This is a genomic window from Delftia sp. 11MD (assembly GCF_050907895.1).
GTDB classification, from domain to species: Bacteria; Pseudomonadota; Gammaproteobacteria; order Burkholderiales; family Burkholderiaceae_C; genus Comamonas; species Comamonas tsuruhatensis.
Genome location: NZ_CP194333.1, coordinates 2,804,362 through 2,828,826 on the forward strand (window position 1 = coordinate 2,804,362; position 24,465 = coordinate 2,828,826).

The window sequence follows — 24,465 nt, forward strand, 5'->3', positions numbered from 1 at the left end:
CGCTCAACATGTGCTGGTTCCTACTCAAGAACCATCTCGTACCAAGGTAGTTATCTCGGTGTGACGAACCGCAGAACAAAGACTGGCGGCAGTTTCCACTGCCGCCGGAGCTTGTCGCTTCATCAGTTCGCCGGATTGCTGCCCAAGCTCTGCTGATACGCCCATTCGTCATCGCGATCCAGGTCACGCCAACTGTCGTCGGCTCCACCCGTTCCATCGCCCTCGATGAACACCAGCCCGGCGCGACCTGCCTTGCGGTAGATCAGCCAGCCACGGCAGTTCAGCGTGTCCCCGTTGAACATGCGATCACCTTCGGGGTCGTATTCGCCCGTCATGGTGCCGTCGGCCTCGATCGTCCATTCGTCGACCGCCGCCCACAGGTCCGTTGTCGGGGGGCACTCGATGTCCATATCGGGCTCGTCGGGGAACGAGGCATTACTCTCAGCCATCGCACCGGCCACATCATCGGCGTTGTAGATCGTTTCGGCCAATGCCTGGCGGGCATGCAAGTCGTAGAAGTCGGCCACACTGACGTACACGTCCGTGGAACCGGCGCTGGCCTTCAACGCCTCGACGCAAGCCGTGGTGACGGCCGACGGTGCCGCGCCCGCCGCTGCAAGGCCGAGTTCCGCGGCCCGCCTCTCGCCCATCGGCAGGTTGAGCACGAGGATCTCGGCATCCTCCAGGTGGTAGTCGAGCTTGGGATCCGCCTCCTCAACGGACAGTGCCGCGTGCGTGCGGTATCCCAGCAACGCGGCAATGACCTCGGAGAGGTGGGAACGCTTGACCGTCAAGCCTTGCGCAGCAAGGACCCGGGAAGCCGCGAAGGCGGCTGAACGTACATAGTTGCTCATCGGAATACTCCGCTACTGTTCGAGCGCTGGACGTTTTGTCGCTGTCGAACAGCCGGTACTCCGGATGATTGAAAGCGAGGGGTACTGCGGGGAGCTGCGAATGCCTGTTTCAAGCTGTCCAGAGCTTGGGCGGGCGCCTGACTATGGATGCTACCCCTGAAGGCCATCTCCCGCAATCCGAATGCCGACGAGGTCTGTCCGGCCACGCGATCCCCGTCCCCCAGGAAGCGGCTGTAGCAGCCCGCACCCGCTTCCCTTGCGCCAGCGCATCTGCCGCCCGCGTTCTGCACCAGCACAACCTGGTGTCCTCCGCTTCCATTTTGTTTGCTGCCGCGCACACGTCGGCCGGGAATGCTGACGTCCATTCGATGACCGTCACGCACACCCAGGAGGCTTCATGCGCGTGTTTCTGTGCGAGAAGCCCTCCCAGGGCAAGGACATCGCCCGTGTGCTGGGCGCCGGCCAACGCGGCAACGGCTGCTACAGCGGCGCGGGTGTCGTCGTGACCTGGTGCATCGGTCATCTGGTGGAGGCGGTTCCGCCCGAAGGCTACGGCGAACAATACAAGCGCTGGGCCATCGAGCAACTGCCCATTCTTCCTGAGCGTTGGCGTGTCGAGCCCAAGGCGGCGACCGCAGCGCAATTCAAGGTCGTGCAGCAGCTCGTCGCCAAGGCGGGCGAGCTGGTGATTGCGACCGACGCCGACCGCGAGGGCGAGATGATCGCCCGCGAGATCATCGACCTGTGCGACTACCGCGGGCCGATTCAGCGCCTGTGGCTGTCGGCGCTCAACGATGCGTCGATCCGCAAAGCGCTGGGTGCGCTCAAGCCGTCCGCCGAGACGCTGCCGCTGTATTTCTCCGCACTCGCCCGATCGCGCGCCGACTGGCTGATCGGAATGAACCTGAGCCGCTTGTTCACACTGCTGGGGCGCCAGGCCGGCTATACCGGCGTGCTGTCGGTGGGGCGCGTGCAGACGCCGACGCTGAAGTTGGTCGTCGATCGTGATCGCGAGATCGCGCGCTTCGTCTGCGTACCGTTCTGGGCCATCGAGGTTGCGCTATCGCAGGCAGGCCAGTCCTTCGTCGCAAGCTGGACGCCGCCGCAAGGCAGCACCGACGACGCGGGCCGCTGCCTGCAACAGCCGGTGGCGCAGCAGGCCGCCGAGCGCCTGCGCACGGCCGGCTCCGCCCAGGTGCTGTCGGTAGAAACCGAGCGCGTTCGCGAAGGGCCGCCGCTGCCGTTCGACCTGGGCACGCTGCAGGAGGTGTGCTCCAAGCAGTTGGGCCTCGACGTGCAGGAGACGCTGGACATTGCCCAGGCGCTGTACGAGACGCACAAGGCGACAACGTATCCGCGCTCGGATTCGGGCTACCTGCCCGAGAGCATGCTGGCTGAGGTACCGACCGTACTCGACAGCCTGGTCAAGACCGACCCCAGCTTGCGGCCGCTGATCGAGCGCCTGGATCGCCAACAGCGTTCGCGTGCGTGGAACGACCGCAAGGTGTCGGCTCACCACGGCATCATCCCGACGCTGGAGCCCGCCAACCTGTCGGCCATGAACGAGAAGGAACTGGCCGTCTACCGGCTGATCCGCGCCCATTACCTCGCGCAGTTCCTCCCGCACCATGAGCTCGACCGGACGGTGGCGCAGTTCTCGTGCGGCAGTCAGTCGCTGGCGGCCGTGGGCAAGCAGATCGCCGTCATCGGCTGGCGTGAGGTGCTGGCGACGCCGGGGCCGGACGATGCCGGTGGCGAGGATGCGCAGCGCAGCCAGGTGCTGCCCGCCCTGCATGCGGGCCTGTCCTGCCCGGTCGGAAAGGTGGATCTCAAGGCGCTGAAGACGCTGCCGCCCAAACCCTACACGCAGGGCGAGCTGATCAAGGCCATGAAGACCGTCGCCAAGTTCGTGACCGACCCGCGCCTGAAGCAGAAGCTCAAAGACACGACGGGCATCGGCACCGAGGCGACGCGGGCCAACATCATCAGCGGTCTGATCGGTCGCGGCTACCTGGTCAAGAAAGGCCGCGCCGTCCGCGCTTCCGATGCGGCGTTCACGCTGATCGACGCCGTGCCCGCAGCGATTGCAGACCCCGGCACGACGGCAGTGTGGGAGCAGGCGCTCGACATGATCGAGGCCGGCCAGATGGCGCTGGACACCTTCATCGAGAAGCAGTCCGTGTGGGTCGGCCAGCTCGTGCAGCAGTATCGCGGCGCAACGCTCTCGCTCAAGCTGCCGCCGGCGCCGGCCTGCCCGCAGTGCGGCGCACCGATGCAGCAGCGCACGGGCAAGAGCGGCGCGTTCTGGTCCTGCTCGCGCTACCCGGACTGCAAGGGCACGTTGCCGATCGAGTCCCCGACGGGCCGGCGCAGCGCACCGCGCAAGCGGCGCGCTGCCTCCAAGGCGTCCTGATCCTCGCTTCCCTCTGCCGCGCCGGCCACTTCACTGGCGGCGAGGCAAACGTCCCGCACCGCGCGGGACTCCAAAGCGCGCGTCTCCTTCTGCAACGGTGTGCGCGCCCCGTCTGCCCGCCATCGGGCGACGGGGCGAGAAGGTCATTGCTCCACGAATCGCGCCCGCCGCCATTCCCTTGATCGGTGTGCCTTGCCTCGGTCATGAGGGGCTTCCTGACGCCTTGCCGCCGCGCGAGCCGTGAGGAGGCCCCTTGGGCCGAGGGTATTCCGTGCCGGTGCCCGCCGGCGGAACAACGGGCTCCCTTTGTGCGCGTATGCGTGCCAAAGGTTTCCGGCCCCAGCCACGAAACGGGCCGGGTGCGATTGCTGACGCAGCGAACGGCTTTGACGACGGCCCGCGCTGACGCAGCCCACAGGTGGTTTTCCTTCCTCTCCAGCCGAAGGCCCGCGTGGCCTTCGGCGCCCTGGTCTTTGCCTTGTCCCGTGACGCCGGCCATTGCCCTAAAGCGGGCCGTCCGCGATTCGGTTTTCCCTGCGACGGCAGCCATGCTTCGCGCCCATCCTCACGCCATGCGTTGCTGACAGTCGTCAGCGGCATGCCCTGGCAGTCTCGGTCTTCAAGACTGCAACGCGGTTCGCCGCGTTGACCGAACCAGTCCGCTTCGCATCGCCCACCGCGGACGCTCGCCGGCCTGGCGACGATGCACTTTTCTCAACCACCCGAGGGGAACCCCATCCCCTGCGGGATGCGTGCTCCCCGACCCACCAAGGAGCACGGCATGTCTGAACCTTCCGCATCTTCCTCTGCAACCGCAGTGCGCAGTGGTGCGCTGGCGCTGACCTGGACCGGCAAGCGTTTGCCGCTACAGGTGCTGCGCAGCGCGGCCGGCCACTACATCGGCACACAAGACGACGAAGGCCCGGTATCGCGGGAGTCCGTCGAGTATTTCCCGAACCACCTCGCAGCACAGCGCGCCCTGGATACCCATGCCTGGACACAGCGCGCTCACCCCTGATTCCCACCCTTCAAGGAGTTCTCTCATGAATCTGTCTTTACCCGAAGACGTGCTCGATCAGATGGCGCTGGAACAGGCGCACTTCAACGCTGCACCGCAGGCCTTCTTCGAGGCCTGGAAGCGCGGCGCGCAGATCGCCGGTCACGAGTGGTTCGGCGACGGCACACGCGAAGGTCTGCAGCGTGCCACCACCAAGTGGGACCTGCGGCCCAACATGCTGATGCTCAACGACGCCCTGGGCGTGCTGAGCAGCGGTCAACGCATGTTCCTGTCCGCGATGGTGAGCTTCTACAACGCCCGCGAGGGCGGTGCGATGCTCAAGCGTTGCGGATTCGAGGGGCTGTCCGACTTCGGCGGCCTCGATCTGGAACGGCGCCAGGTCATCGCTGACCTCACGCTGCACTACAACGGCTGGTGAGCCGCGCCTGGCAACCCACCGTCGTTGCATCCCACCCCACGAGGGACATGCGTCCCCGTTTCGGGGCCATGTCCCTCCTTCTTTTCGCAGGAGCGGCCATGTCCCGAATCACCATCTTCCACTGACCTTCGCCGACCGCCACCAGGGCGGCCCGACGCCGCGGCCGGCTGACCGGCTGCCACTTCATCCACTCGCTGGGGTTCAATCCCCGGCAGGGGATTGCCTCGGCCATCCTCTGCTGGAGGAATCCTATGTCCCATTCCAAAAACCCCTTCGTCCGCGGCTACGATGGCCTGTCCGTGCAACGGCTGCTGGCGATTTCCTACGACGACGACTGCCCGCTGAGCTATCTGCCGCTGCACGTCTCGCAGTCGCACCTGCCGGACAGCCAGGTCGAGCGCCATGCCTGCGTCTTCTGCGACGAATTCGCGCTGATCACCGAGGGCCAGAACGTGCCGCCCGAGTTGGACGCGCAGTGCCCCAGTCACGGCATCGCCCGAAACCTCGTCTACGCCGTCATGGCCGAACAGGCCGGCCAGCCGCTGCACGTCGGCGATACCTACTCCGAGGAAGCCGCGCGCGAGGTGGTACACCGCCTGCGCTTCGAGACCGGGTTCTACAGCCGTGCCTGGGAAATCAGTTCGGCGCACATCACCGAGGAGGCCGGTCGCTTCCTCGCCGAACTGGCGGACATCGCCACGCCGAGCGGTTTTCTGTTCGTGGCCTTCCGCATTCCCTACAGCCCGGCGGTCGGCATGAAGCTGATCGCCACGCCCTGGACGGATGCGAACCTGCAGCATGTCGAGGGCATCACCGCCGAAGAGCTGCGGCAGGAGCACCGGGCCAAGGGCATGCCGGAGTCCCTCGTGGAAGTGTTGCACCTGGCCGCGCTCGCCGACGTGCGGCTGCTGATCTTCGATGCCGACGCGCCCGTGCTGGACGGACTGACGCTCTACGACAACGAGTAACCCGCAACCCATTCGAGCCCCCACGTCGGGGCTCTTCTTTTTCGCGGAACGCGGCGGCGGCGCATTCCCGATTCCCGGCGGACGTCCGCCGCAATGTGCCGCACGCTGGCCGCATGTTCGCTGGCGTTGCCGGCAGCATGCCCAGGCAGTCGAGACCTTCGAGACTGCGGTGCGGTCCGCCGCGTTGGTCGTTTCTTTCGCCGGACGCATGCCGCGTCCATCCACCTCACCCTCAAGGGACATACCTCCCTTGCGGGCGGGAGTCCCTTGGTTGCCACAAGGAGTCTCCCCATGGATACCCAAGCCATCCGCGCACAGATGCCGACGCTCGTTGTCGGTCATGTGCCTTCCAACGTCCGTTCGTTCAAGTTCAACATCTTCGACGGCCAGCCCAAGGTTTCGACGCTGGGCTTTCACATCGACCCGAAGCCTTTCGAGGGCAAGGTCATCGCCACCACCGACGAGGCCATCGTCGTCAAGACGGGACGAGCCGAGTTCGCGGTACTCGATCGTACGCTCGTGACCGAGGTGCCCGACGAAGGCGCCAGGGTGCAGGTCGAACCCTATGTCAGACGCCGCTTCGACGGTCAGCGGGCGGACACGCCCGAGGAGCAGACCGAGTTCACCGCCGACGGCCAGCCCTACACGGTGAAGCGGTTCGTGCTCGGGTCTGCACCGGCGAAGCTGCCGATCCCCGAGCCGCGCTGCCCCGAGCTGCAGGAACTGATCGACCAACTGGAGCAGTTGCCCGCTCCCGACGGCTTCCGGCGCATCACCCACATGCTGGTGGATGCCGGTGCGCGGGACATCACCTGGGTCGATCCGCTGCCCGCCGACATCATCCGCACGCCGCCGGCCATCGGCTTCACCGTCGCCACGATGAAGTTCCGGGGTCGCGTCACCGTGCTGTATGAGCGTGGCCTCGACCTCTACGCGGTGGAGCTGCACCGCGACGGCGAGCTGATCGAACGGGTCGATGAGGTGTTCTTCGACACCCTCGGCGAGACGCTGGAACGGCTGATCGACGACGGGAGCTGGAGACGCATCCGCGTGCAGTGCCTGTCGGGTCGTAAGGCTGTCCGGCACTGACCTCCCAGCAGCTTCCCGCCCTCGCGGCGGGAAGCCTCTCTTCCTGCCTCCCTGGAGACACCCATGACTGTTCGATTCAAAGGCACGGAGCTGCGGCCGGTGCTCGTCGAAGCGGTGGCGAATCAATGCCGCATCATCCTGGTCAAGGATCAGGGCGTGTACTTCCTGGCCGAGCGCGGCGAGCGCCGGCCCGATGGTCGCCAGAAGACCATCGCCTACGCCGCCGGTTGCAACCCGGATGTCGATGCGTTCGATGACTGGTGGGAACTGGCGCGCGCCGAGTTCGGTGGCGACGACTTCGGCGAGTTCTTCGATCCGCAGGAGGGCGTGTTTGCGCGCATCCTGCACAGCGAGGACGACCTCGACGTGTCCGCCACCGCGACACACCTGTCGCTGCAGGCGGTTCCTTCCACGCCCAGCGGCAACTGACCGCCCATCCCTGGCCCCCGCTCGGGGGCCTCTTTCTTCCCGGCAATGTGGACAGCCGCGAGTGCCGATTGCCGCTCGCCTGCGCGCCATCCCGGCGCCACGCTTCCGGCCATGTTCCGCTGACGTCCGTCAGCGACATGCCCAGGCAGCCACGATCTTCAAGGCTGCGACGCGGTTCCGACCGCGTTGATCACCCCAGTTCGCACCGGCATCCATGCGCGAACGGCCATCGGTTCTCGATGGCGATGCCACCAAGCTGTTCCATCAACCCACGCGGGGGTTCCACACCTTCCCCGCCTTGGGTCGGGTGTGTCTCCGCCTCATTGTTCCCAGGAGATTCACCATGACCACTTCCAACGAAAAATCCTACTTCGATCTGCACATCACCGGCCTCGGGTACCTCAATCGCATCCGCGAAGTGAAGCCCAAGAAAGGCGATGCGTTCCTGGCCTGCGACATCGCAGCCCTGAACGGTCCCAGCGATGACGTCTCGTATGTGCGTTTCGACACGCGCGTATCGGGATCGGAAGCGCAGCACCTGGTGCGCCGCTGCATTCAGGCGGTCGACGCCGAGAAGAAGGTGATGATCGGCTTCCGCCTGGGCGACCTGTGGACCGACACCTTCACCTACTCCAAGGGCAAGCGTGCCGGCGAGCAGGGGGTCAGCCTCAAGGCCCGCCTGCTGTTCGTCAGTTGGATCAAGGTCGACGGCAAGCTAGTCTACAAGGCCGAACCCAAGCCGACCGAGACCGACGAGCGCGAGCCGGAAGTCCCTGTGACGTCCGACGCGCCCGCCGCGCAGCAAGCCTCGGCACCGGAGCCTTCCGAGCCCGTCGCCGATGCTGCCGACGACGCAGCCGATGCCCCCGCATTGGCCGTTGCCGAGTCGTTCTGATCCGCAAGGCCCCATCCCCGGGGACTTGTCTTCTCTTCGTCAGCAGGAGACCTTCATGATCACCATCCCCGGCCAACTGGCCATCAAGACCATCCACGGCAGGAACGGCGACTTCAACGTCGGCCGCCTGGCGACCTCGATCGGCGAGTTCGTCGTGAAGAACGCCGAACTCGATCAGTACCGCGAGGGCAAGTACGACGGTGATTTCGTCATCGTTGAGATTCGCCCCTCCACGTACAACGCCAACGGCCGCATGGTCATCGAGATCCGCGCCCATCTGGGCGGGATGACGCTGTCCAACATCGACGCCCTGAGCCGCGACGAAGCCCGCCGGCTGAGTCCGCAGGAAGTCGATCCGATCGACGAGGAAGCGCAGGCGCCCGTGCCGGCAACGCCCCCGGCCAAGCCGAAGGCGAAGCCGCGCAGTCCGCGCGATCCCCTGGTCGATACCACGCCGTTCGGCAGCGAACCGGCTACCGTGTCCGCTGCGGCCTCGGCCGAGGCAGACGACGCGGCGCTGTTCGGTGCCTTGTGGCCCCTGGGCGAGACCGTGAAGCTCGATGCGACCGTGGATCGTCGTGTGCTGCGTCAGCAGCGCGACCGTCTCGACAAGCTGGGCTACGAGTTCGCTCCGTTGTCCCAGGACTGGCACCTCAAAGCTGCCTGATCCATCCGCCGCCTTGCGCGGCATTCCGCCACCCGCCGGGGTTCTCCCCCGACGGGGAGGGCTCCGGCCATTTCTTCAAGGAGACCTTCATGGGCTGGACCTTCGTTCGTCAGACGCGCGATCAGTTGATCCGCGAGCTGATCGCTCCGCAGGCGTCCGAACGCGCTTGCTGCGAAGTCATCGACCACACGCTGGACGGCGACGTTCTGTGGACCGTGGTTCGCGTCACCGCCAGGCAGGCGGGCGTCATGGGCCTCGCGGCCGGTGAGTCCGTCTGCTACATCGGCTGCCATCTGCTGGAAAGTTCGGGCCGCGATTGGGGCTACAAGTCCCTCGATGAGTCCGTGCATCCGTACTACTACTCGTGCCCGCTGCGCTATCTCGACATGGCGCCGGTGCAAAGCTCCGAGTGGCGCGAGCGGGTTCACCGCTTCCACGCGGGGCGCGCTGTCTAGCGGCACGCATCTTCCTTCACCCAACCGGGGCGAGCACGGCCCCGCGGGCTGTGGTTGCTCCTTCTTTTCCAAGAGGACATCACCATGCCTGCACCTTCTTCCGCGAAACCGCTGTACCGCATCGACGAATGCCCCGACCTCATGGCCGACGGTTGCGTCGGTGACGAGCAGGGCAATCTCGTCTTTCTCTCGATCTGGGCGCGCGACACCGCCGTTCAGGAGTTCCTCGCCCGCCTGACCCTCAGCCGGGATGAACAGGGGTTGGACCAGTTCCACGTCATCACCGAGCAGGGCACATCCATCCCGGTCTTCGTCGGCAACGCCGAGAACCTGGAAAAGCGCATCACCCGCGCCTATCGGCGAACGCTGTTCGGTTCGCTGACGAATGTGTGGCTGTTCGATCGTCGCTGCGTGAAGCCAGACAAGGCCAACGCCAGCGCGCTGGCGCTGCTGCCCAGGGATTCCGCTCACCGGCTCGACCGGCTGTGGACCCTGGTGCAGGACACCTGCCCGCTGCCACTGCTCGACCACTGGCGAGACACCGTGCTGGAGCTGTTGCAGACACGGCGGATGCTGACCGGTCTTCCCTTGGCCCTCGGGCCGCTGGAAGGCCATCGGCTGGCCCTCGATGTCCCGGCGCTGACGAAGGCGTTGGGCGAGCTGATCCGCAACGGCACCCTCGGCGCCACGCAGTACGAACTGGCCGCGAACGCACCGCTTCGGCGTGTGGCGTGAGCCATCCCCACGGGCATGCGCGCCGCGCGTGCCCGCCTTCCCTCATCCATCACCAGGAGAAATCCATGACACTCATGTTTCCGCGCCTGGCGCGCAATTTCATCCGTAACGGCTACTTCCCCACCGACGAACCGACGCTGGAGCGGGCCTTGTCCGCACTGGCGCCGTCTCCCGGCGCCATGTCCATCCTCGATCCCTGCGCCGGCGAAGGCGTGGCGATCGCCGAAGCCGCTCACGCCCTCGGGCGCGAGCAGGTCCAGGCCTTCGCCGTCGAGTACGACGCCGAGCGCGCCCGCCACGCACGGCAACTGGTCGATCGCTGCATCCAAGGTGACCTGATGGACACGCTGATCTCGCGCCAGTCCTTCGGGCTGCTGTGGCTGAACCCGCCGTATGGCGACCTGAGCAAGGACGTGAACGGCAACATCGGCTATCAGGGCCAGGGCCGTGCGCGGCTGGAGAAGCTCTTCTATCAGCGCGCGCTGCCGCTGCTGCAGTACGGCGGCGTGCTGATCTTCATCGTGCCGTCCTACGTGCTCGATGCCGAGCTGGTCGGATGGCTGACGCGCCACTTCGCCGACCTGCGCATCTACCGTGCGGTGGAAACGCAGTTCAAGCAGGTGGTGATCTTCGGTCGCAGGATTCGTCAACGCGACCAGGCGTCGGAGTCGGCCAAGTCCTTGCGCGGTCTGCTGCTGCAGATCGGACAGGGTGACGCCGAAGCCGAGGAACTGCCGCTCGAATGGCCGTTCCTGCCGTACACCGTCCCTGCCAGCCCGGCCGAGCCGGAGCACTTCTATCGCGTGACGATGGAGCCCGAGCAGTTCGCCGATGAAGTCGGCCGGCTGCAAGGTCTCTGGCCGGCGCTCGATACGCACCTGGGCGCCGCGCAGCAATCGCTGCGTCCGCCCGCGCGAGCCTTGTCGCACTGGCATCTCGCCTTGGCCTTGGCCGCAGGCGCGATCTCCGGCGTAGTGAAGTCCAAGAGCGGGCGCGTGCTCGTCGTCAAAGGTGATACCCACAAGGAGAAGACCCTCCAGACGGAATACACCGAACGCGACGACGGCTCCGTGGCCGAGACGCGCATCCTCACCGACAAGTTCGTGCCGGTCATTCGTGCATGGGACTTGACGCTGGGCTCGCCCACGTGGGGCGAAGTGCTGACCATCCGCTGATCCCTGTTCCCTGACGGTTCGCCGTCGCTTTCATCCACCCACCGGGGTCACGTTGCCCCCGATGGGGTGCCGTGGCCCCTTCTTCCAGAAGGAGAAACCACCATGGCACTCGCAATCCTCAACCTCGCATCACAAGCACGCTTTTCGCCCGGGCAAGTGGTCATGACCGCCGGCGTCGACGAGCTGGTCCGACAGGGCCGGCTCAATCCCAGCGCGTACCTGCGCCGCCATCTTCATGGCGACTGGGGCGACCTCGACGACAGCGACAGGCGGCAGAACGATGCCGCGCTGAAGTCCGGTGAGGATCGCCTGTTCTCTTCCTACCAGGTCACACCCGGCCTGAAGCTCTGGATCATCACCGAATGGGATCGCAGCGTCACCACGCTGCTGTTGCCCAGCGAGTACTGATCCACATCCAGCGGCCTCGCGCCGCTTCTTTCTTCCCACCCAGGGGCATGTCACCGCCCCGTGGGGGAGGTGCATGCCCCATTGCTCTGGAGCATCACCATGTCCCTCGATCTCGAAACCGTTCCCGAAACCGCTGTGCAGCGCGACCTCCTCGAAGCGGCCGCTTCACCCCTCACGCTCAGCCTGCAGGACTTCGTGTCCGAGTTCGGCGACGAGTTGCTCGACTCGCTCAACCGCGCCAATCCTCCGGTCTACACCGGCCAAGTGCGGGTGCATCGGCAATTGATCCTCGCCGCGCTGAAGCGCAAGCTGTTCCCGGCGCAAGCCGATGTGGTCCACGCCGTCACCGAGCTGTTGGTCGACCGCGGCGAACGTGCCGCGATCGTCAATGGCGAGATGGGCTGCGGCAAGACGACGGTGGGTATTGCCACCGCAGCCGTGCTCAACGCCGAAGGCTACCGCCGTACCCTGGTGCTCTCGCCACCCCACCTGGTCTACAAGTGGCGGCGCGAGATTCAGGAGACGGTGGCCGGTGCCAAGGTCTGGGTGCTCAACGGCCCGGACACGCTGGTCAAGCTGCTGAAACTGCGCGAGCAGTTGGGCGTGCCGGCCCAGGGCCAGGAGTTCTTCGTCCTGGGCCGCGTGCGGATGCGGATGGGGTTCCACTGGAAACCTGTCTTCGTTCGGCGGCGCACGCCTCACGGCGACGTGGGGGCCTGCCCGGATTGCGGGCATGTCATCACCGACCTCGACGGCGAGCCGATCAACCCGGTCGAACTCGAAGCCGAGGAGTCCCGCCGCAAGTGCAGCCACTGCCGTGCACCGCTGTGGTCGTTGATCCGTCCCAGAGGCCTGTCCGCCAGCGACCAGTCCTCGACCGTGCTCAAGGCACTGAAGCGCATTCCTACCATAGGCGAAGTCACCGCGCAGAAGCTGATGCGGAAGTTCGGTGACGCCTTCCTCGCGTCGATGCTCGGGGACAACATCCACGAGTTCATCAACCTGATGGATGGCAACGGCGAGCTGGTCTTCTCGGACCGGCAAGCCCATCGCATGGAACGCGCGATGGCCAACATGGAGTTCGGCTTCGGCGAGGGCGGCTACCAGCCGTCTGAGTTCATCAAGAGGCAGCTTCCCCAAGGCACGTTCGACCTGCTCATCGCCGACGAGGCACACGAGTACAAGAACGGCGGCTCCGCACAGGGCCAGGCCATGGGGGTGTTGGCGGCCAAGGCGCGCAAGACGCTGCTGCTCACCGGCACACTGATGGGCGGCTACGGCGACGACCTGTTCCACCTGCTGTTCCGAGCCCTGCCGGGGCGGATGATCGAAGACGGCTACCGGCCGACGAAGAGCGGCAGCATGACGTCGGCCGCGATGGCGTTCATGCGCGATCACGGTGTCTTGAAGGACATCTACTCCGAGAGCACCGGCACGGCGCACAAGACGGCCAAAGGCACCAAGGTATCGGTGCGCACGGTCAAGGCGCCGGGTTTCGGTCCCAAGGGCGTGCTGCGTTGCGTCCTGCCGTTCACGGTCTTCCTCAAGTTGAAGGACATCGGTGGCAACGTGCTGCCGCCCTACGACGAGGAGTTCCGCGAAGTCGCGATGGACACGGCGCAAGCCGCGGCCTACCGCGATCTGGCGGGTCGCCTGACCCAGGAGCTGAAGCAGGCCCTGGCGAAGCGCGACACGACGCTGCTCGGTGTGGTCCTCAACGTGTTGCTGGCCTGGCCGGACTGCTGCTTCCGGTCGGAGACGGTGGTGCATCCGCGCACGCGCAGCACCTTGGCGTTCGTGCCGGCTCAGTTCAACGAGCTGGAGGTGATGCCTAAGGAACGCGAGCTGATCGAGATCTGCAAGCGGGAGAAGGCAGAGGGTCGCAAGACCCTGGTCTATTCGGTCTACACCGGCACGCGCGACACCACGTCGCGCTTGAGGGTGCTGCTGGAGCAGGAAGGCTTCAAGGTGGCGGTACTGCGCGCGAGCGTGGATGCTTCCCGCCGCGAGGACTGGATCGCCGAGCAGTTGGACCGTGGCATCGACGTGCTCATCACCAATCCCGAGCTGGTGAAAACCGGCCTGGACCTGCTGGAGTTCCCGACCATCGTATTCCTCCAGTCCGGCTACAACGTGTATTCGCTGCAGCAGGCCGCCCGGCGCTCATGGCGCATCGGCCAGAAGCAGCCGGTGCGCGTGATCTACCTGGGCTACGCCAACTCCTCGCAGATGACCTGCCTGGGGTTGATGGCCCGGAAGATCATGGTGTCGCAAAGCACGTCGGGCGACGTGCCGGAGTCCGGGCTTGATGTCCTGAATCAGGACGGAGACTCGGTGGAAGTCGCGCTGGCACGACAGTTGGTGTGCTGAACCTCACTGCTTCACTTCAACGGCTCCTCCGGGAGCCGTTCTTTTTTGGTCATCCAGACGGTGACATCGATCCGGGAAGCGGAAGACAGGGCCTCATCCACCGCCATGGGCCATGCGGGTCGCCTCGTAGGCCTGCATGTGTGCAAGGCTCACCCTCAGCAGCGGCGCATCCAGTCGAGCTTCATGCGCACGACGCAGCATGTCCCCAATGATGTGCTCATGCTCGGTGGGGCCACCACGTTGCAGATCGCGCAGCATCGATGCGGTGCCGGTGGACCCGCGCTCGGACAACGTTGTGAACATGCGGGCATAGGCGTCCTGCGATGGGATGTACCCTGAGGCGGCGGCGGTCGCCACGCATTCGCCAAGCATCTGGCGCACCAGCGCTTCGCCATCTTGTGCCTGCACGATTGCGCCAACGGGCGCGCGCATCAGCGTGGTCATGCCGGCATAGGTCGTGAGGAATACGAACTTCTCCCACATCTCCTGCAGGATGTCCTGGCTCAACACCGGTGCGAAGCCGCCGCGCTCCATCAATCCATGCAGCGCCTGCGCCGCGTCCTGCTGGCTGTGGGTGCGTGCGCCGACGACGAGGCGCTGCAGCGTGTTGAGATGCTGGATTTCACCGGCCGGGCCGAGCGCAACACCGATGTGGCACAGGCCGCCCAGAACGCGCTCGGCGCCGAAGCGCGCATCCAGGTGATCCAGATGCCGCACCCCATTGAGCAGCGGAACGATGCATGTCGAGGGGCCGATGGCGGGCGCGATGGCAGTCATCGCGCCCTCAAGATCGTAGGCCTTGCAGGCCAGCAGCACGGCATCCACGGACGGCGGTGCCTCGACGACTGTTTTCACGGGAAGGGTCAGGTCACCCAAAGGGCTCTTGATGACGAGCCCGGTCTCGGCAAGTTGTGCGGCGCGTCTCGGCCGAACCAGGAAACGCACGTCCACGCCGGCCGCGGCCAGACGCCCGCCGAAATAGCCCCCGATCCCACCTGCACCCAGCACCAGAAGACGCATGGCCATGCTCCTGTTTGAAGTTGAGAATTTCTACTATAGTAGAAATCCGTGGCGCGATCGATTTCAGCGCCATCGAGACCCCACGCATCCATCCTGACTTGATCGCGGCCCATGCCGAACTCCTCCGCTCCCCAGACCAGGCAGAAAGGTGAGCGCGCCGAAGCGCTCCCGGCCAATCTTCGACGTCTGCGCCTGGAGGCGCAGCTCACCCTCGATCGGCTCGGGGCGTTGTCGGGCGTGAGCCGCGCGATGATCTCCAAGATCGAACGTGGCGCCTCGGTGCCCACTGCCACGGTGCTGGGCAAGCTTGCCGCGGCATTGCAGGTCAGCCTGTCTCAACTCCTGGGGGAATTCCATGCGCGCCAGCCCAGGCTGCATGGCATGGAGCGCCAGGCGGTCTATCACGATCCCGCTTCCGGCTTTGAACGCCGTTCTCTTTCACCGCTGTTCGAGGACGGCGCGGTCGACCTGGCCTTCAACGTGTTGCCACCGGGCAAGTCCGTCGAGTTCCCCCCGCACCATGCGGGCGTGGAGGAGTTTCTCGTCGTGCATGAGGGGGCGCTTACCGTGGTCATCGATGGCAGGCGCTTCGACGTCGCTGCCGGTGATACGTTGTTCTTTCCTTCGGATTGCGTGCATGAGTTCCGCAATGAAGGCGGCGAGCCGGCTGTCTTCTATATCGTGATCAACGATCGGACGCGGCGTTAGGCGGCGAGATCGCCCCGGCACGACCATTCGCCGCGGCATGATCCCGACATGCATCCCAGCAACCGCGTGGTTGCCGGCATTGCTTTCGGCAAATCGGGAGCCGACGGATTCGCTTTGTTTGCTGTGACAAAGGGCCTGCACGGCGATGGTAATGGCTCGTTGTTTCAGGACACCGATCCATGCGCCCATCCCGCCAGCCCTTCCGTATCGCCGGACGCAGCCATCTGATCCGTTTGCCCGGCTTGCTCCTGGCCGCCATGGCCAGCGGCTGCGCGATGACGAACGCCGTGCCACCGACGCCCGCATCCGAAGCCATCGACATCGCGCCCGAAGCCGTGCCGGAGTTCGTGCCGGTGACGCGGTATGGCCGCTACACCCTGGTTGAACTCGCGCCGACGGCGGCCCAGCACGACCTGTTGCTGCAAGTGGTGGATGTGGAGGTCCCCGGCACGCTGGGCGCCACCGTCGGGGATGCCCTCCGGCACCTCGTCCTGCGTTCCGGCTACCGGCTGTGCGATGAGCAGTCCGCCGATCTGCTGGCCTTGCCGCTGCCGGCGGCTCACTACCGGCTCGGCCCGGTCCTGCTGCGCGACGCGCTCTTGACCCTGGCCGGCCCCGCCTGGGATCTGCAGGTCGACGACGGCGAGCGGAAGGTGTGCTTCATCCGCAGCCTCAGGGAGGCTCATACGCCGCACGAGCCCAAGCCACCGGAAATCAACCGTTCGGCGGAGCCCCCTCCGCTGATCCGGGAGGTTTCGCCATGACCATCCGGGACTCGGCGACGGGCCAGCGCACGACGCTGCTGCGGGTCGCGGCCGCAACCTGGTTGTTGCTCGTCAGCGCGGTGGTGCTGGTGGATCACATGGCCTTGTCCGGGCTGGCGAAACAGACCCAGGCCTTCGCGCCCACCGCGCAGGTGTCCCTGCTCGAATCCCGACTGGACGGCCTCTCGCATCGGATCGAACAACGCCACACTCAGCCCGCCGCCTTGCCGCAGGCGCGCTACGAGCAGGACACCGCGGCGTTGGACCAACGGCTGGCAGCGATCGAGCTGGCGCAGGCCCATCACGCCGCGACCGATGCGCTGCACGCATTGGAAACCCGCGTCACGCGACTGGAAGCCCGCCCGGTCTCGCGCCAGCCCAAGCTGCCCGCACCACGGCCATCCCAACCTGTGGCGACCCAACCCAAGCCTGTTGAGCCTTCATTCCGCCTGATCGGAGTGGAACTGCGTGCGGGAGAACACTTCGTGTCGGTGATGCCTGCCGATGGCACCGGGCTGGCCGATGTCCGCCTGCTGCGCGCCGGAGAGTCGGAGGGTGGCTGGCGACTGGACGGGATCGAGCGCGATGGCGCCGTCTTCCGGCAGGGAGACGAGATCCGCAGGCTGCCCATCCCGCCCCGATAAGGAGGCCCACACCGATGGTCCCGCGCCACTTGACCCCGCCGTTGCTGGTTGCATTGCTGGCCGCCTCCGCCATGCAGGCGGCGCTCGCGCAGCCCACCGGCGCAACCACCGCGGCCAGGACGGCGCCGAGCCGTGAAGTGCCTGCGGCCATCGCTCGCAGCGACGAACAGCGGGCGAAGGACTGGGGGCTGAGCACGGATGAATGGACGCGCTATCGCGAGTTGATGCAGGGGCCGCTGGGCGTCTACTCGCCCAGCCTCGACCCGCTCACCGCCCTCGGCATCGAAGCACGTTCCGACGAGGAGCGCCGCCGCTACGCGGAATTGCAGGTTCGGGCCGAAGCCCAGCGGGTCGAGAAGACGCTGGCCTACCAGCGTGCCTACGACGCCGCCTGGCAACGGATCGCGCCGGGCATGGCGAGGGTCAACCTACCCGGGGCCAAGCCGACCGGCGCGAGCACCGCCATCGCATCAGGCACCGACCGAACCGCCATCTTCGTGAAGGACGGCTGTACCGCCTGCGACCAGGCCGTGCAGCGGCTGCAGACGTCGGGCGTCGAGTTCGATGTCTATGTCGTCGGCAGTCGCGCCGACGACGCGCGCATCCGTGAATGGGCACGCCGGGCCCGTATCGACCCGGCGAAGGTGCGCGCCCGGCACATCACCCTCAACCACGACGGTGGCCGCTGGCTGTCCCTCGGCCTGCAGGGCGAACTGCCCGCCGTCGTGCGCCAGGTCGGCGGCCAATGGCAGCGACAGTAGGCCTCGCGCGTCTCGCGCTCCTGCTGCTGGCTTGCTGGGCGCTCGGCCAGGCGAAGGCCGAGGAGGTCCCGCCGCCGGCCTACCAGTTCGCGGCACAGCGCGCGGGCATCCCGGCAGCGGTGCTATACGCCGTGGCCTTGCAGGAGAGTGGCGCCCGGTACCACGGCCGCCTCGTGCCCTGGCCCTGGACGCTCAACGTGGCCGGGGCATCGCGTCGATTCGCCACCCGCACCGAGGCCTGCGCCGGCCTGCACCAGGCATTGCGCGACGTGCCGCGCACCCGCATCGACGCCGGCCTGGGCCAGATCAACCTGGGCTACCAGCGCCACCGCTACGACCACCCCTGCGAACTGCTCGATCCCTATCGGAACCTGGCGCTGGCCGCGCAGATCCTGCGCGACCAGCACGCGCCTGGCCAGGACTGGCTGATCACGATCGGCCGCTACCACCGTCCCGCTGGTGGCGCACCCGCTGCGCGCTACCGCCAGAGTGTTGGCCGCCACCTGGCCCGCGTACTGGGCGAGCCAGCGCGGGGCTCGGATACCCGGAGAACCCTGCCATGAAGCCTCGAATCTTCCGTCCGGCTGTGCCGTGGCTGATCGGCTTGCTGCCGCTCGTGTCCGTGCCAGCCGCTTTCGCACAATCGCCGCCCTTGATCGTCGTCGAAGATCGCGGCGGGGCCTCCGCGCTGCCTTATTACCAAGCCCTGGACCTGCAACCGCGCACCGGAAACCGGCCATCACCCAGGATCGAGATGCCACGCCTGCCCGAAGGGCCTTCTGGCGAGGCGGCCATGCTGCCGGTGCGTTCGGCCCATTTAGCCCCTGGCGATGTGGCTCCCCGGGCGATCCAGGCGCCGGGGCTCACGCCGATGTTCCTGGTTGGTGATGACCAGCGCTCCCATGCCTGGCTGCGCCAGCGTGCCCCGGCGCTGCGCGAGCTCGGGGCCGTGGGGTTGGTGGTCCAGGTCGAGTCACCGCAGGCACTTGCGGCACTGCGTGCCCTGGCGCCCGGGCTGATGCTGGCGCCGGCGTCCGGGGACGAACTGGCCGGGCGCCTGGGGCTGCGCCACTACCCGGTGCTGGTGACCTCCACCGGCATCGAACAGTGAGAACTGCTCGATGGCCCAGCCGCACGCCGTCGAAGTCCTGCTGCGGCCAGCGGTGGAGCTATACACCGTTGCCGTATGCGCAGGCGCCGCGCTGGTGTGCGTGGTGGCACCGTGGTCGCTCGCGTTGAATCCGGTACTCGGCCTCGGCAGCGCGCTGGCCTTCCTGACCTTCGGCGCGATTCGCCTGCGCGACGCCTGGACCATCCTGCGCTACCGCCGCCATATCCGCCGCCTGCCACGCTACGTGATGACGAGCCGCGACGTGCCGGTGAGCCAGTACCGCCTGTTCGTTGGGCGTGGCTTCCGCTGGGAGCAACGACACACTCATCGGCTGACGCAGACCTACAAGCCCGAGTTCCGGCGCTACGCCGAGCCGACGACGTTCTACCGCCTGGCGCGCCGCCTGGAGGAGCGGCTGGAGTTCGCGCCGTCGCCGCTGCCTAGGCTGGCGCGGGCATTGGCCTGGGACAGCCCGCTCAACCCGGTCCGGCCGTTGCCGGCAGTGGGTGGCATGCCGCGCCTGCATGGCATAGAGCCGCACGAAACCGACGTCACCCTGCCGCTGGGCGAGCGTGTGGGCCACACCCTGGTGCTCGGTACCACGCGCGTGGGCAAGACGCGCCTGGCCGAACTGTTCATCACCCAGGACATCCGTCGCAAGATCCATGGCGAGCATGAGGTGGTGATCGTCTTCGATCCCAAGGGCGATGCCGACCTGCTCAAGCGCATGTATGTCGAAGCCAGGCGCGCCGGACGCGAGGGTGAGATGTACGTCTTCCACCTGGGCTGGCCCGACATCTCGGCACGCTACAACGCCGTGGGCCGGTTCGGGCGCATCTCGGAAGTCGCCACCCGAATTGCGGGGCAGCTTTCCGGCGAGGGCAACAGCGCCGCGTTTCGCGAGTTCGCCTGGCGCTTCGTCAACATCATCGCGCGTGCCTTGGTGGAACTGGGGCAGCGGCCAGACTACCTGCTGATCCAGCGGCACGTCGTCAACATCGACGCGCTGTTCATCGAGTACGCCCAGCACTTCTTTGCCCGAACCGAGCCCAAGGCCTGGGAGGTGATCGTCCAGCTCGAAGGACGTCTCAACGACAAGACCATCCCGCGCCACATGGTCGGGCGAGAGAAGCGGGTGGTGGCACTGGAGCAGTACCTGTCGCAGACGCGAACCTATGACGCGGTGCTCGACGGCCTGCGCTCTGCGGTGCGCTACGACCGCACTTACTTCGACAAGATCGTCGCTTCGCTGTTGCCGCTGCTGGAGAAGCTCACCACCGGCAAAATCGCGCAACTGCTCGCGCCGAACTACTCCGACCTGTCCGACCCGCGCCCGATCTTCGACTGGATGCAGATCATCAGGAAGCGGGCCGTGGTCTATGTGGGACTGGATGCGCTGTCCGACGCCGAAGTGGCGGCGGCCGTCGGCAACAGCATGTTCAGCGACCTGGTGTCGGTAGCAGGGCACATCTACAAGCACGGCATCGACGACGGCTTGCCGGGGCCATCGGCCGATGCCAAGGTCGCCATCAACGTTCATGCGGACGAGTTCAACGAACTGATGGGCGATGAGTTCATCCCGCTGATCAACAAGGGCGGCGGCGCTGGCCTGCAAGTCACCGCGTACACACAGACGCTCTCGGACATCGAAGCACGCATTGGCAACCGCGCGAAGGCCGGTCAGGTGATCGGCAACTTCAACAACCTGTTCATGCTGCGCGTGCGCGAGACGGCTACCGCTGAATTGCTGACCCGGCAATTGCCGAAGGTCGAGGTCTATACGACCACCATCGTCAGCGGCGCGACCGACAGTTCCGACATCCACGGTCAGACCGACTTCACCAGCAACGCGCAGGACCGCATCAGCACGTCGAGCGTGCCGCTCATCGAGCCCGCACACGTGGTCGGCCTGCCCAAGGGTCAGTGCTTCGCCCTCATCGAAGGCGGTAACCTGTGGAAGGTCCGCATGCCGTTGCCAGCGCCTGATCCGGACGAAGCCATGCCCCGGGACCTGCAACAACTGGCCGGCTACATGCGCCAGCACTACGCCGAGGCGGGCGAATGGTGGGAGGGCAACGGGCAGCCCCCGTTGCACGACGACGACGCGTTGCCAGCGAATCTGGCCGAGGAAGTGCAAGAAGGCACGCCGGATGAAGAGGCCCCATCGTGAAAGAGCCCGCCGCGACCGCCGAGCGACAGCAGGCACGCCAACGCGGCCTGGTCGCCAGCGTGGTCACGCTGCCATGGCGCCTGTTCGGCGTGTTGGTCGCCTCGCTGCTGCTGTCCATCGTCATCGAATGCGTCGGCATGCACCTGTTCTGGCCCGACCAGGGCTGGCGCCACGCGCAGGGCATGCTCGACTACGAACTGAACCAGCTCTCCACCCATTTCACCCGGAGTGCCGTCGTGCAGGAGCCGGGACGCACCGCGCGCTGGCTGGTGGAGGGCACCTACGAGTGGGTTTTCGTGAAGACGGGCTTGCTGGACTGGATGCGCGACGCCTCGGCGCAGGCTAGCGCACCCAGTCGAGGCACGCACCGAGACTTCCGCTATTACCTCGCCCAGGTCTATGTCTGGACCGAGCGCTATCTGATTGCCGCCGGCTTCACCGTACTGACGTTCATCGTCCGCCTGCTGGTCTTGGTGCTCACGCTGCCGCTGTTCCTGCTCGCGGCCTTCGTCGGCTTGGTCGATGGACTGGTTCGCCGCGACATCCGCAAGTTCGGCGCGGGGCGGGAATCGGGCTTCGTCTACCACCGGGCTAAGGCGGCCTTGATGCCGCTGGCGGTGTTGCCGTGGGTGACCTATCTGGCGCTGCCGGTGTCCTTGCACCCTTTGATGGTTCTGCTGCCCAGCGCGGCAATGCTCGGGGTGGTAATGAACATCGCAGCCAGTAGTTTCAAAAAGTACATATGAGCATGGCACAAAAGCAGATCGCTGTTTACACAGAGGACACCACTCTCATATAGACAAGTGAATTCAAATGCTCTTCCAGCAGTCGCGGAATATTGCCTCCAGAGAGTAAAAGGCCCGCTTCCATGTTCTTGTCCATGGCATGACCCGTCAAGTTGGCGCTGGTGATGAAGCACACGTTACCGTCTGCGACTGCAACTTTGGCGTGAACTCGCCCGTCGGCGAACTGTGCTGCCCGTTCGCGCCAGGCGTAGAGCTTCGCGTTCGGGACCAATGTCCGCATCTTCTCGATCACGTCGAACGAGATGCTGCCGCCGTGATCCCGCGACGATTCGAGCAGCATCGAGATGCTAACGCCGCGCGTGTTCGCGTCGTTCAGCGACTTCACGATGGTCGATACGTCGTAGGCCACGAAGCTGGTGACGAACAAGGTCTGCTTGGCCGCGCCGATTACTTGCAACAGCGCCTGCTCGGTGCGACGTGCGGAAACGAAGGGCGTCGTCGGACCCGTCCACACGAGTTCGGTGGACTGATGCTTCGACACCTTCTCGAACGTATGGCTGGCGGCGAGCAGCATCAAGGCCAGCTCACCCGAGCCGACCGATGTGGCCCGCCATGCGTCGACGAGCTGCTCGACGACGGCTTTGGCCGCAGCCGTGCCGACGACATCCGACAACGCGACGTTCGCCTTCCCATCCCCGATTTTCCGAATCGTGCTCGCCAGCGCCCGTACCTTCTCCGGCGACACGAGACAGACCACAGCTGTGACGGCTTCGAGCAATCTTTCCATGTCACAGCCCCGCGAAGAACGCGGCATCCCCTCGTTCGAGGGTCTGCACCAGCAACGATCTGTCGAGGTAACGGTTGCCCCGCTCGCAGGAGGTCTCGGCGACAAGACTGCATGCATGGCAGGCAGCGGCGTGCAGCGAGCGGTCTTTGCCTGGGTCATGCTCCGAGCAGAGCGGATCGGACGAGCAGACCTTCGAACGGTTCAGCGCTTGCCGAAGCAGACGACCGAGGTTGTCCGGTTTGCCCAGATCGACGAGGCCACCCAGCGTCCCATCGGAATCGGCTGCCGCCGTGTAGATGAGGATGCCTGCTTGGTGATTCGCGCCCGACGTGTCGGCGTAGATTCGTTCACGGATGCTCGCCGCGTTGTAGCCGCATTCGAGTGCCAGTTCTCGGATGAGCAGGTGCGAGAGCGTGTGAAGCATGGCGTACCGGATGCCGGGATAGCCCTCGTTGGGATCGAGGTGGCGCGAATTGCGCCATCCTCGGTGACCAGCATTGAGCATCTGATCCACGTGCTTTACGCCGTCGAGCGCCTCCCACGTCCGGAGCGCATCTTCGTCGAACTGAATGAAGATGCCCTCGCCATGAACCTGATTGGCGGGAACCCAGTCCGGCTTGCGGCGCGCGAGCCCCGCCATCTGAGGACGCTCATTCGGATCGCTTGTTTCTTCGGGAGCCTCCACGCGGGTGAAGCCCAACAAGGCGTTGACCTCGCGGAGTCGCTCCAACAGCAGTACCCTGCCGATGCGCTGCTCGAAGCCCGTGGGCGTGGCGACCTTCTTGCTCATGAAGTGCGGATAGTCCGCGGGTGGATTGGCCGCCGTCAGCACCTCCCACTCCGGGCCCTTGATGTCGGCCTCGCCGACGACCTCCTGTTCGCCGCCGAGGCGATGGGCATCGATGGCCGACCAGATGGCTGATGCCGGGTACTTGTCGATGCCCGGCAAGGCTCCGGTCTTCTTCAGCGCCTTCACCGTTACGGCAACCGAGGCCTCGGAATCCAGATCCTCGAAAAACTCCCAGCCGTCCTGAATCAGTTGACCGAGCGGGTCTTTGGCCTGCGGGATGGCGAGCGCCGACAGCGTGATCGGGAACCAACTGTTCGTCGAACCCAGCAGGACGGCCCGCGCCTCTTCGTCGCACTCTTCGTCGAAGTGGTCGAGGTGGGGATGCCTGCCCCGGCAGCTCGGCAGGTTCTCCTTCCCGGCCTTGCCGAAGGCGTGGGCCATGCTGCGCGACGCCCCACAGGCATCGCACTTCACCCACAGGTTCTCGGTTTGCAACGAAGCGCCACTCTCGAAGAAGCGCAGCGTGCCTTTGCACGAGCTGTTGCCGCCGTGGACGAAGTAGTGCCACGGGAAGTCGTCGAGGTGACCGTCTCGGCAGGCCAAGAGAAAACGCGCTGGAACGGCGTCGGCGTCCTTCGCGGGCTGGTCGCCCTTGGAGCCTCGGCATCCCTTGTGGACGAAGCGGGTGCGTTCCGGGCGGAAGCGGTTCTCCTTGATCTCGAACAGCCCCGCGTCGAAGGGTGACAGCAGGCCGCACTTCACGCAGCGCATCCAACGCGGAAACGGACGAACGGGCACACCGATGTTCGCCTCCGCCGACCACGGATCGACGAGTTCGCTCTTCTGGAACGGTGGCATGCGCAAGCTCTCCACCTGCGCCCCGAGAACCTTGCGCACGGCGGTGAGCAGGCGCGGCTCGGCGATGGGCTGGCAACGATCCTTCTCCCATTGGTCGATGCCCAGCGTCACCACCGAGAGGCTCGGCAGGTCGATCAGCGCGCCCGGCCCGTATGTCCAGAGCAGTTGACTGGGGCGGACTTCCCCGACGGGTGTTCTGTTGGTGGTCATGG

General features: G+C 66.0%; 26 protein-coding genes. 22 read left to right on the top strand and 4 right to left on the bottom strand.

The features are described from left to right. Nucleotides 1-122: 122 nt before the first annotated feature. Nucleotides 123-854 (bottom strand): hypothetical protein, encoded by a 732-nt coding sequence (locus ACRSCF_RS12645; RefSeq protein WP_051594437.1) that lies wholly within the window; start codon nt 852-854, stop codon nt 123-125. Nucleotides 855-1,251: 397 nt separating this feature from the next. Here ACRSCF_RS12645 and ACRSCF_RS12650 point away from each other — a divergent pair, with 397 nt between their 5' ends. From ACRSCF_RS12650 to ACRSCF_RS12710, 13 genes are all read left to right on the top strand, one after another. Then, entirely contained in the window at nt 1,252-3,267 is a 2,016-nt protein-coding gene (locus tag ACRSCF_RS12650) for a DNA topoisomerase III (RefSeq protein WP_432675883.1), read from the top strand. Nucleotides 3,268-4,048: 781 nt separating this feature from the next. Continuing rightward, the gene (locus ACRSCF_RS12655) at nt 4,049-4,285 is read left to right on the top strand and encodes a hypothetical protein (RefSeq protein WP_080700298.1); all 237 of its coding nucleotides are present in this window, start codon (nt 4,049-4,051) and stop codon (nt 4,283-4,285) included. A 25-nt stretch (nt 4,286-4,310) separates the two neighbouring features. After that, nucleotides 4,311-4,703: a hypothetical protein gene (locus ACRSCF_RS12660; protein WP_324623169.1), complete on the top strand. Its 393-nt coding sequence runs from the start codon at nt 4,311-4,313 to the stop codon at nt 4,701-4,703. 251 nt (nt 4,704-4,954) lie between these two features. Beyond that, nucleotides 4,955-5,671 carry a hypothetical protein gene (locus ACRSCF_RS12665; protein ID WP_034365960.1) on the top strand — a complete coding sequence of 239 codons (717 nt, stop codon included), beginning with the start codon at nt 4,955-4,957 and terminating at the stop codon, nt 5,669-5,671. A 291-nt stretch (nt 5,672-5,962) separates the two neighbouring features. Continuing rightward, entirely contained in the window at nt 5,963-6,760 is a 798-nt protein-coding gene (locus ACRSCF_RS12670) for a hypothetical protein (RefSeq protein ID WP_034365958.1), read from the top strand. A gap of 63 nt (nt 6,761-6,823) precedes the next feature. Next, nucleotides 6,824-7,189, top strand: a complete 366-nt coding sequence (locus tag ACRSCF_RS12675) for a DUF3085 domain-containing protein (protein WP_034365954.1) — start codon at nt 6,824-6,826, stop codon at nt 7,187-7,189. Nucleotides 7,190-7,532: 343 nt separating this feature from the next. Then, the gene (locus tag ACRSCF_RS12680; RefSeq protein ID WP_020308043.1) at nt 7,533-8,084 is read left to right on the top strand and encodes an STY4534 family ICE replication protein; all 552 of its coding nucleotides are present in this window, start codon (nt 7,533-7,535) and stop codon (nt 8,082-8,084) included. A gap of 55 nt (nt 8,085-8,139) precedes the next feature. Beyond that, a complete protein-coding gene (locus ACRSCF_RS12685; protein ID WP_020308044.1) occupies nt 8,140-8,751 on the top strand; it encodes a DUF3275 family protein in 612 nt (203 codons plus the stop codon). Between the two features lie 89 nt (nt 8,752-8,840). Further along, nucleotides 8,841-9,206, top strand: a complete 366-nt coding sequence (locus tag ACRSCF_RS12690) for a hypothetical protein (RefSeq protein ID WP_034365949.1) — start codon at nt 8,841-8,843, stop codon at nt 9,204-9,206. A gap of 84 nt (nt 9,207-9,290) precedes the next feature. Further along, entirely contained in the window at nt 9,291-9,941 is a 651-nt protein-coding gene (locus ACRSCF_RS12695; RefSeq protein ID WP_058875873.1) for a hypothetical protein, read from the top strand. Between the two features lie 65 nt (nt 9,942-10,006). Then, nucleotides 10,007-11,116: a DUF6094 domain-containing protein gene (locus tag ACRSCF_RS12700; protein WP_034365946.1), complete on the top strand. Its 1,110-nt coding sequence runs from the start codon at nt 10,007-10,009 to the stop codon at nt 11,114-11,116. A 102-nt stretch (nt 11,117-11,218) separates the two neighbouring features. Next, complete coding sequence (locus ACRSCF_RS12705) at nt 11,219-11,524, top strand: hypothetical protein (protein ID WP_432675887.1); 306 nt, start codon at nt 11,219-11,221, stop codon at nt 11,522-11,524. 99 nt (nt 11,525-11,623) lie between these two features. Continuing rightward, on the top strand, nt 11,624-13,894 hold the full coding sequence (locus ACRSCF_RS12710; RefSeq protein WP_324623170.1) for a helicase-related protein: 2,271 nt from the start codon (nt 11,624-11,626) through the stop codon (nt 13,892-13,894). A gap of 93 nt (nt 13,895-13,987) precedes the next feature. Here the strand turns inward: ACRSCF_RS12710 and panE are convergent, their stop codons facing one another. Next, a complete protein-coding gene (gene panE / locus ACRSCF_RS12715) occupies nt 13,988-14,914 on the bottom strand; it encodes a 2-dehydropantoate 2-reductase (RefSeq protein ID WP_124128678.1) in 927 nt (308 codons plus the stop codon). A 111-nt stretch (nt 14,915-15,025) separates the two neighbouring features. Between panE and ACRSCF_RS12720 the strand changes: the two genes are divergently transcribed. The 9 genes from ACRSCF_RS12720 (at nt 15,026) to ACRSCF_RS12760 (ending at nt 21,818) form a co-directional block, all read left to right on the top strand. Then, nucleotides 15,026-15,622 (top strand): helix-turn-helix domain-containing protein, encoded by a 597-nt coding sequence (locus ACRSCF_RS12720; RefSeq protein WP_034365275.1) that lies wholly within the window; start codon nt 15,026-15,028, stop codon nt 15,620-15,622. 48 nt (nt 15,623-15,670) lie between these two features. Then, nucleotides 15,671-15,850, top strand: coding sequence for a hypothetical protein (locus ACRSCF_RS12725; RefSeq protein ID WP_198818673.1), 180 nt, complete (start codon nt 15,671-15,673; stop codon nt 15,848-15,850). After that, nucleotides 15,802-16,386, top strand: coding sequence for a PilL N-terminal domain-containing protein (locus tag ACRSCF_RS12730; protein ID WP_175202968.1), 585 nt, complete (start codon nt 15,802-15,804; stop codon nt 16,384-16,386). The genes ACRSCF_RS12725 and ACRSCF_RS12730 overlap by 49 nt, the downstream gene beginning before the upstream one ends. Continuing rightward, a complete protein-coding gene (locus tag ACRSCF_RS12735; RefSeq protein ID WP_034365269.1) occupies nt 16,383-17,030 on the top strand; it encodes a hypothetical protein in 648 nt (215 codons plus the stop codon). The genes ACRSCF_RS12730 and ACRSCF_RS12735 overlap by 4 nt, the downstream gene beginning before the upstream one ends. Nucleotides 17,031-17,101: 71 nt before the next feature. After that, entirely contained in the window at nt 17,102-17,791 is a 690-nt protein-coding gene (locus tag ACRSCF_RS12740) for a TIGR03759 family integrating conjugative element protein (protein WP_411165109.1), read from the top strand. After that, nucleotides 17,776-18,354: a transglycosylase SLT domain-containing protein gene (locus ACRSCF_RS12745; protein WP_034365266.1), complete on the top strand. Its 579-nt coding sequence runs from the start codon at nt 17,776-17,778 to the stop codon at nt 18,352-18,354. The genes ACRSCF_RS12740 and ACRSCF_RS12745 overlap by 16 nt, the downstream gene beginning before the upstream one ends. Further along, nucleotides 18,351-18,902: an integrating conjugative element protein gene (locus ACRSCF_RS12750; protein WP_324623173.1), complete on the top strand. Its 552-nt coding sequence runs from the start codon at nt 18,351-18,353 to the stop codon at nt 18,900-18,902. Before ACRSCF_RS12745 ends, ACRSCF_RS12750 begins: the two co-directional genes overlap by 4 nt. 10 nt (nt 18,903-18,912) lie before the next feature. Continuing rightward, a complete protein-coding gene (traD, locus tag ACRSCF_RS12755; RefSeq protein ID WP_432675892.1) occupies nt 18,913-21,072 on the top strand; it encodes a type IV conjugative transfer system coupling protein TraD in 2,160 nt (719 codons plus the stop codon). Beyond that, nucleotides 21,069-21,818, top strand: coding sequence for a TIGR03747 family integrating conjugative element membrane protein (locus ACRSCF_RS12760; protein ID WP_034365263.1), 750 nt, complete (start codon nt 21,069-21,071; stop codon nt 21,816-21,818). The genes traD and ACRSCF_RS12760 overlap by 4 nt, the downstream gene beginning before the upstream one ends. A gap of 25 nt (nt 21,819-21,843) precedes the next feature. On the opposite strand, the gene drmC is transcribed toward ACRSCF_RS12760, so the two are convergent. Together drmC and ACRSCF_RS12770 are read right to left on the bottom strand one after the other, a co-directional pair. Further along, the gene (gene drmC, locus ACRSCF_RS12765) at nt 21,844-22,605 is read right to left on the bottom strand and encodes a DISARM system phospholipase D-like protein DrmC (protein WP_032963617.1); all 762 of its coding nucleotides are present in this window, start codon (nt 22,603-22,605) and stop codon (nt 21,844-21,846) included. Between the two features lies 1 nt (nt 22,606). Beyond that, nucleotides 22,607-24,463 carry a DUF1998 domain-containing protein gene (locus tag ACRSCF_RS12770; RefSeq protein WP_324623175.1) on the bottom strand — a complete coding sequence of 619 codons (1,857 nt, stop codon included), beginning with the start codon at nt 24,461-24,463 and terminating at the stop codon, nt 22,607-22,609. Nucleotides 24,464-24,465: the final 2 nt, after the last annotated feature.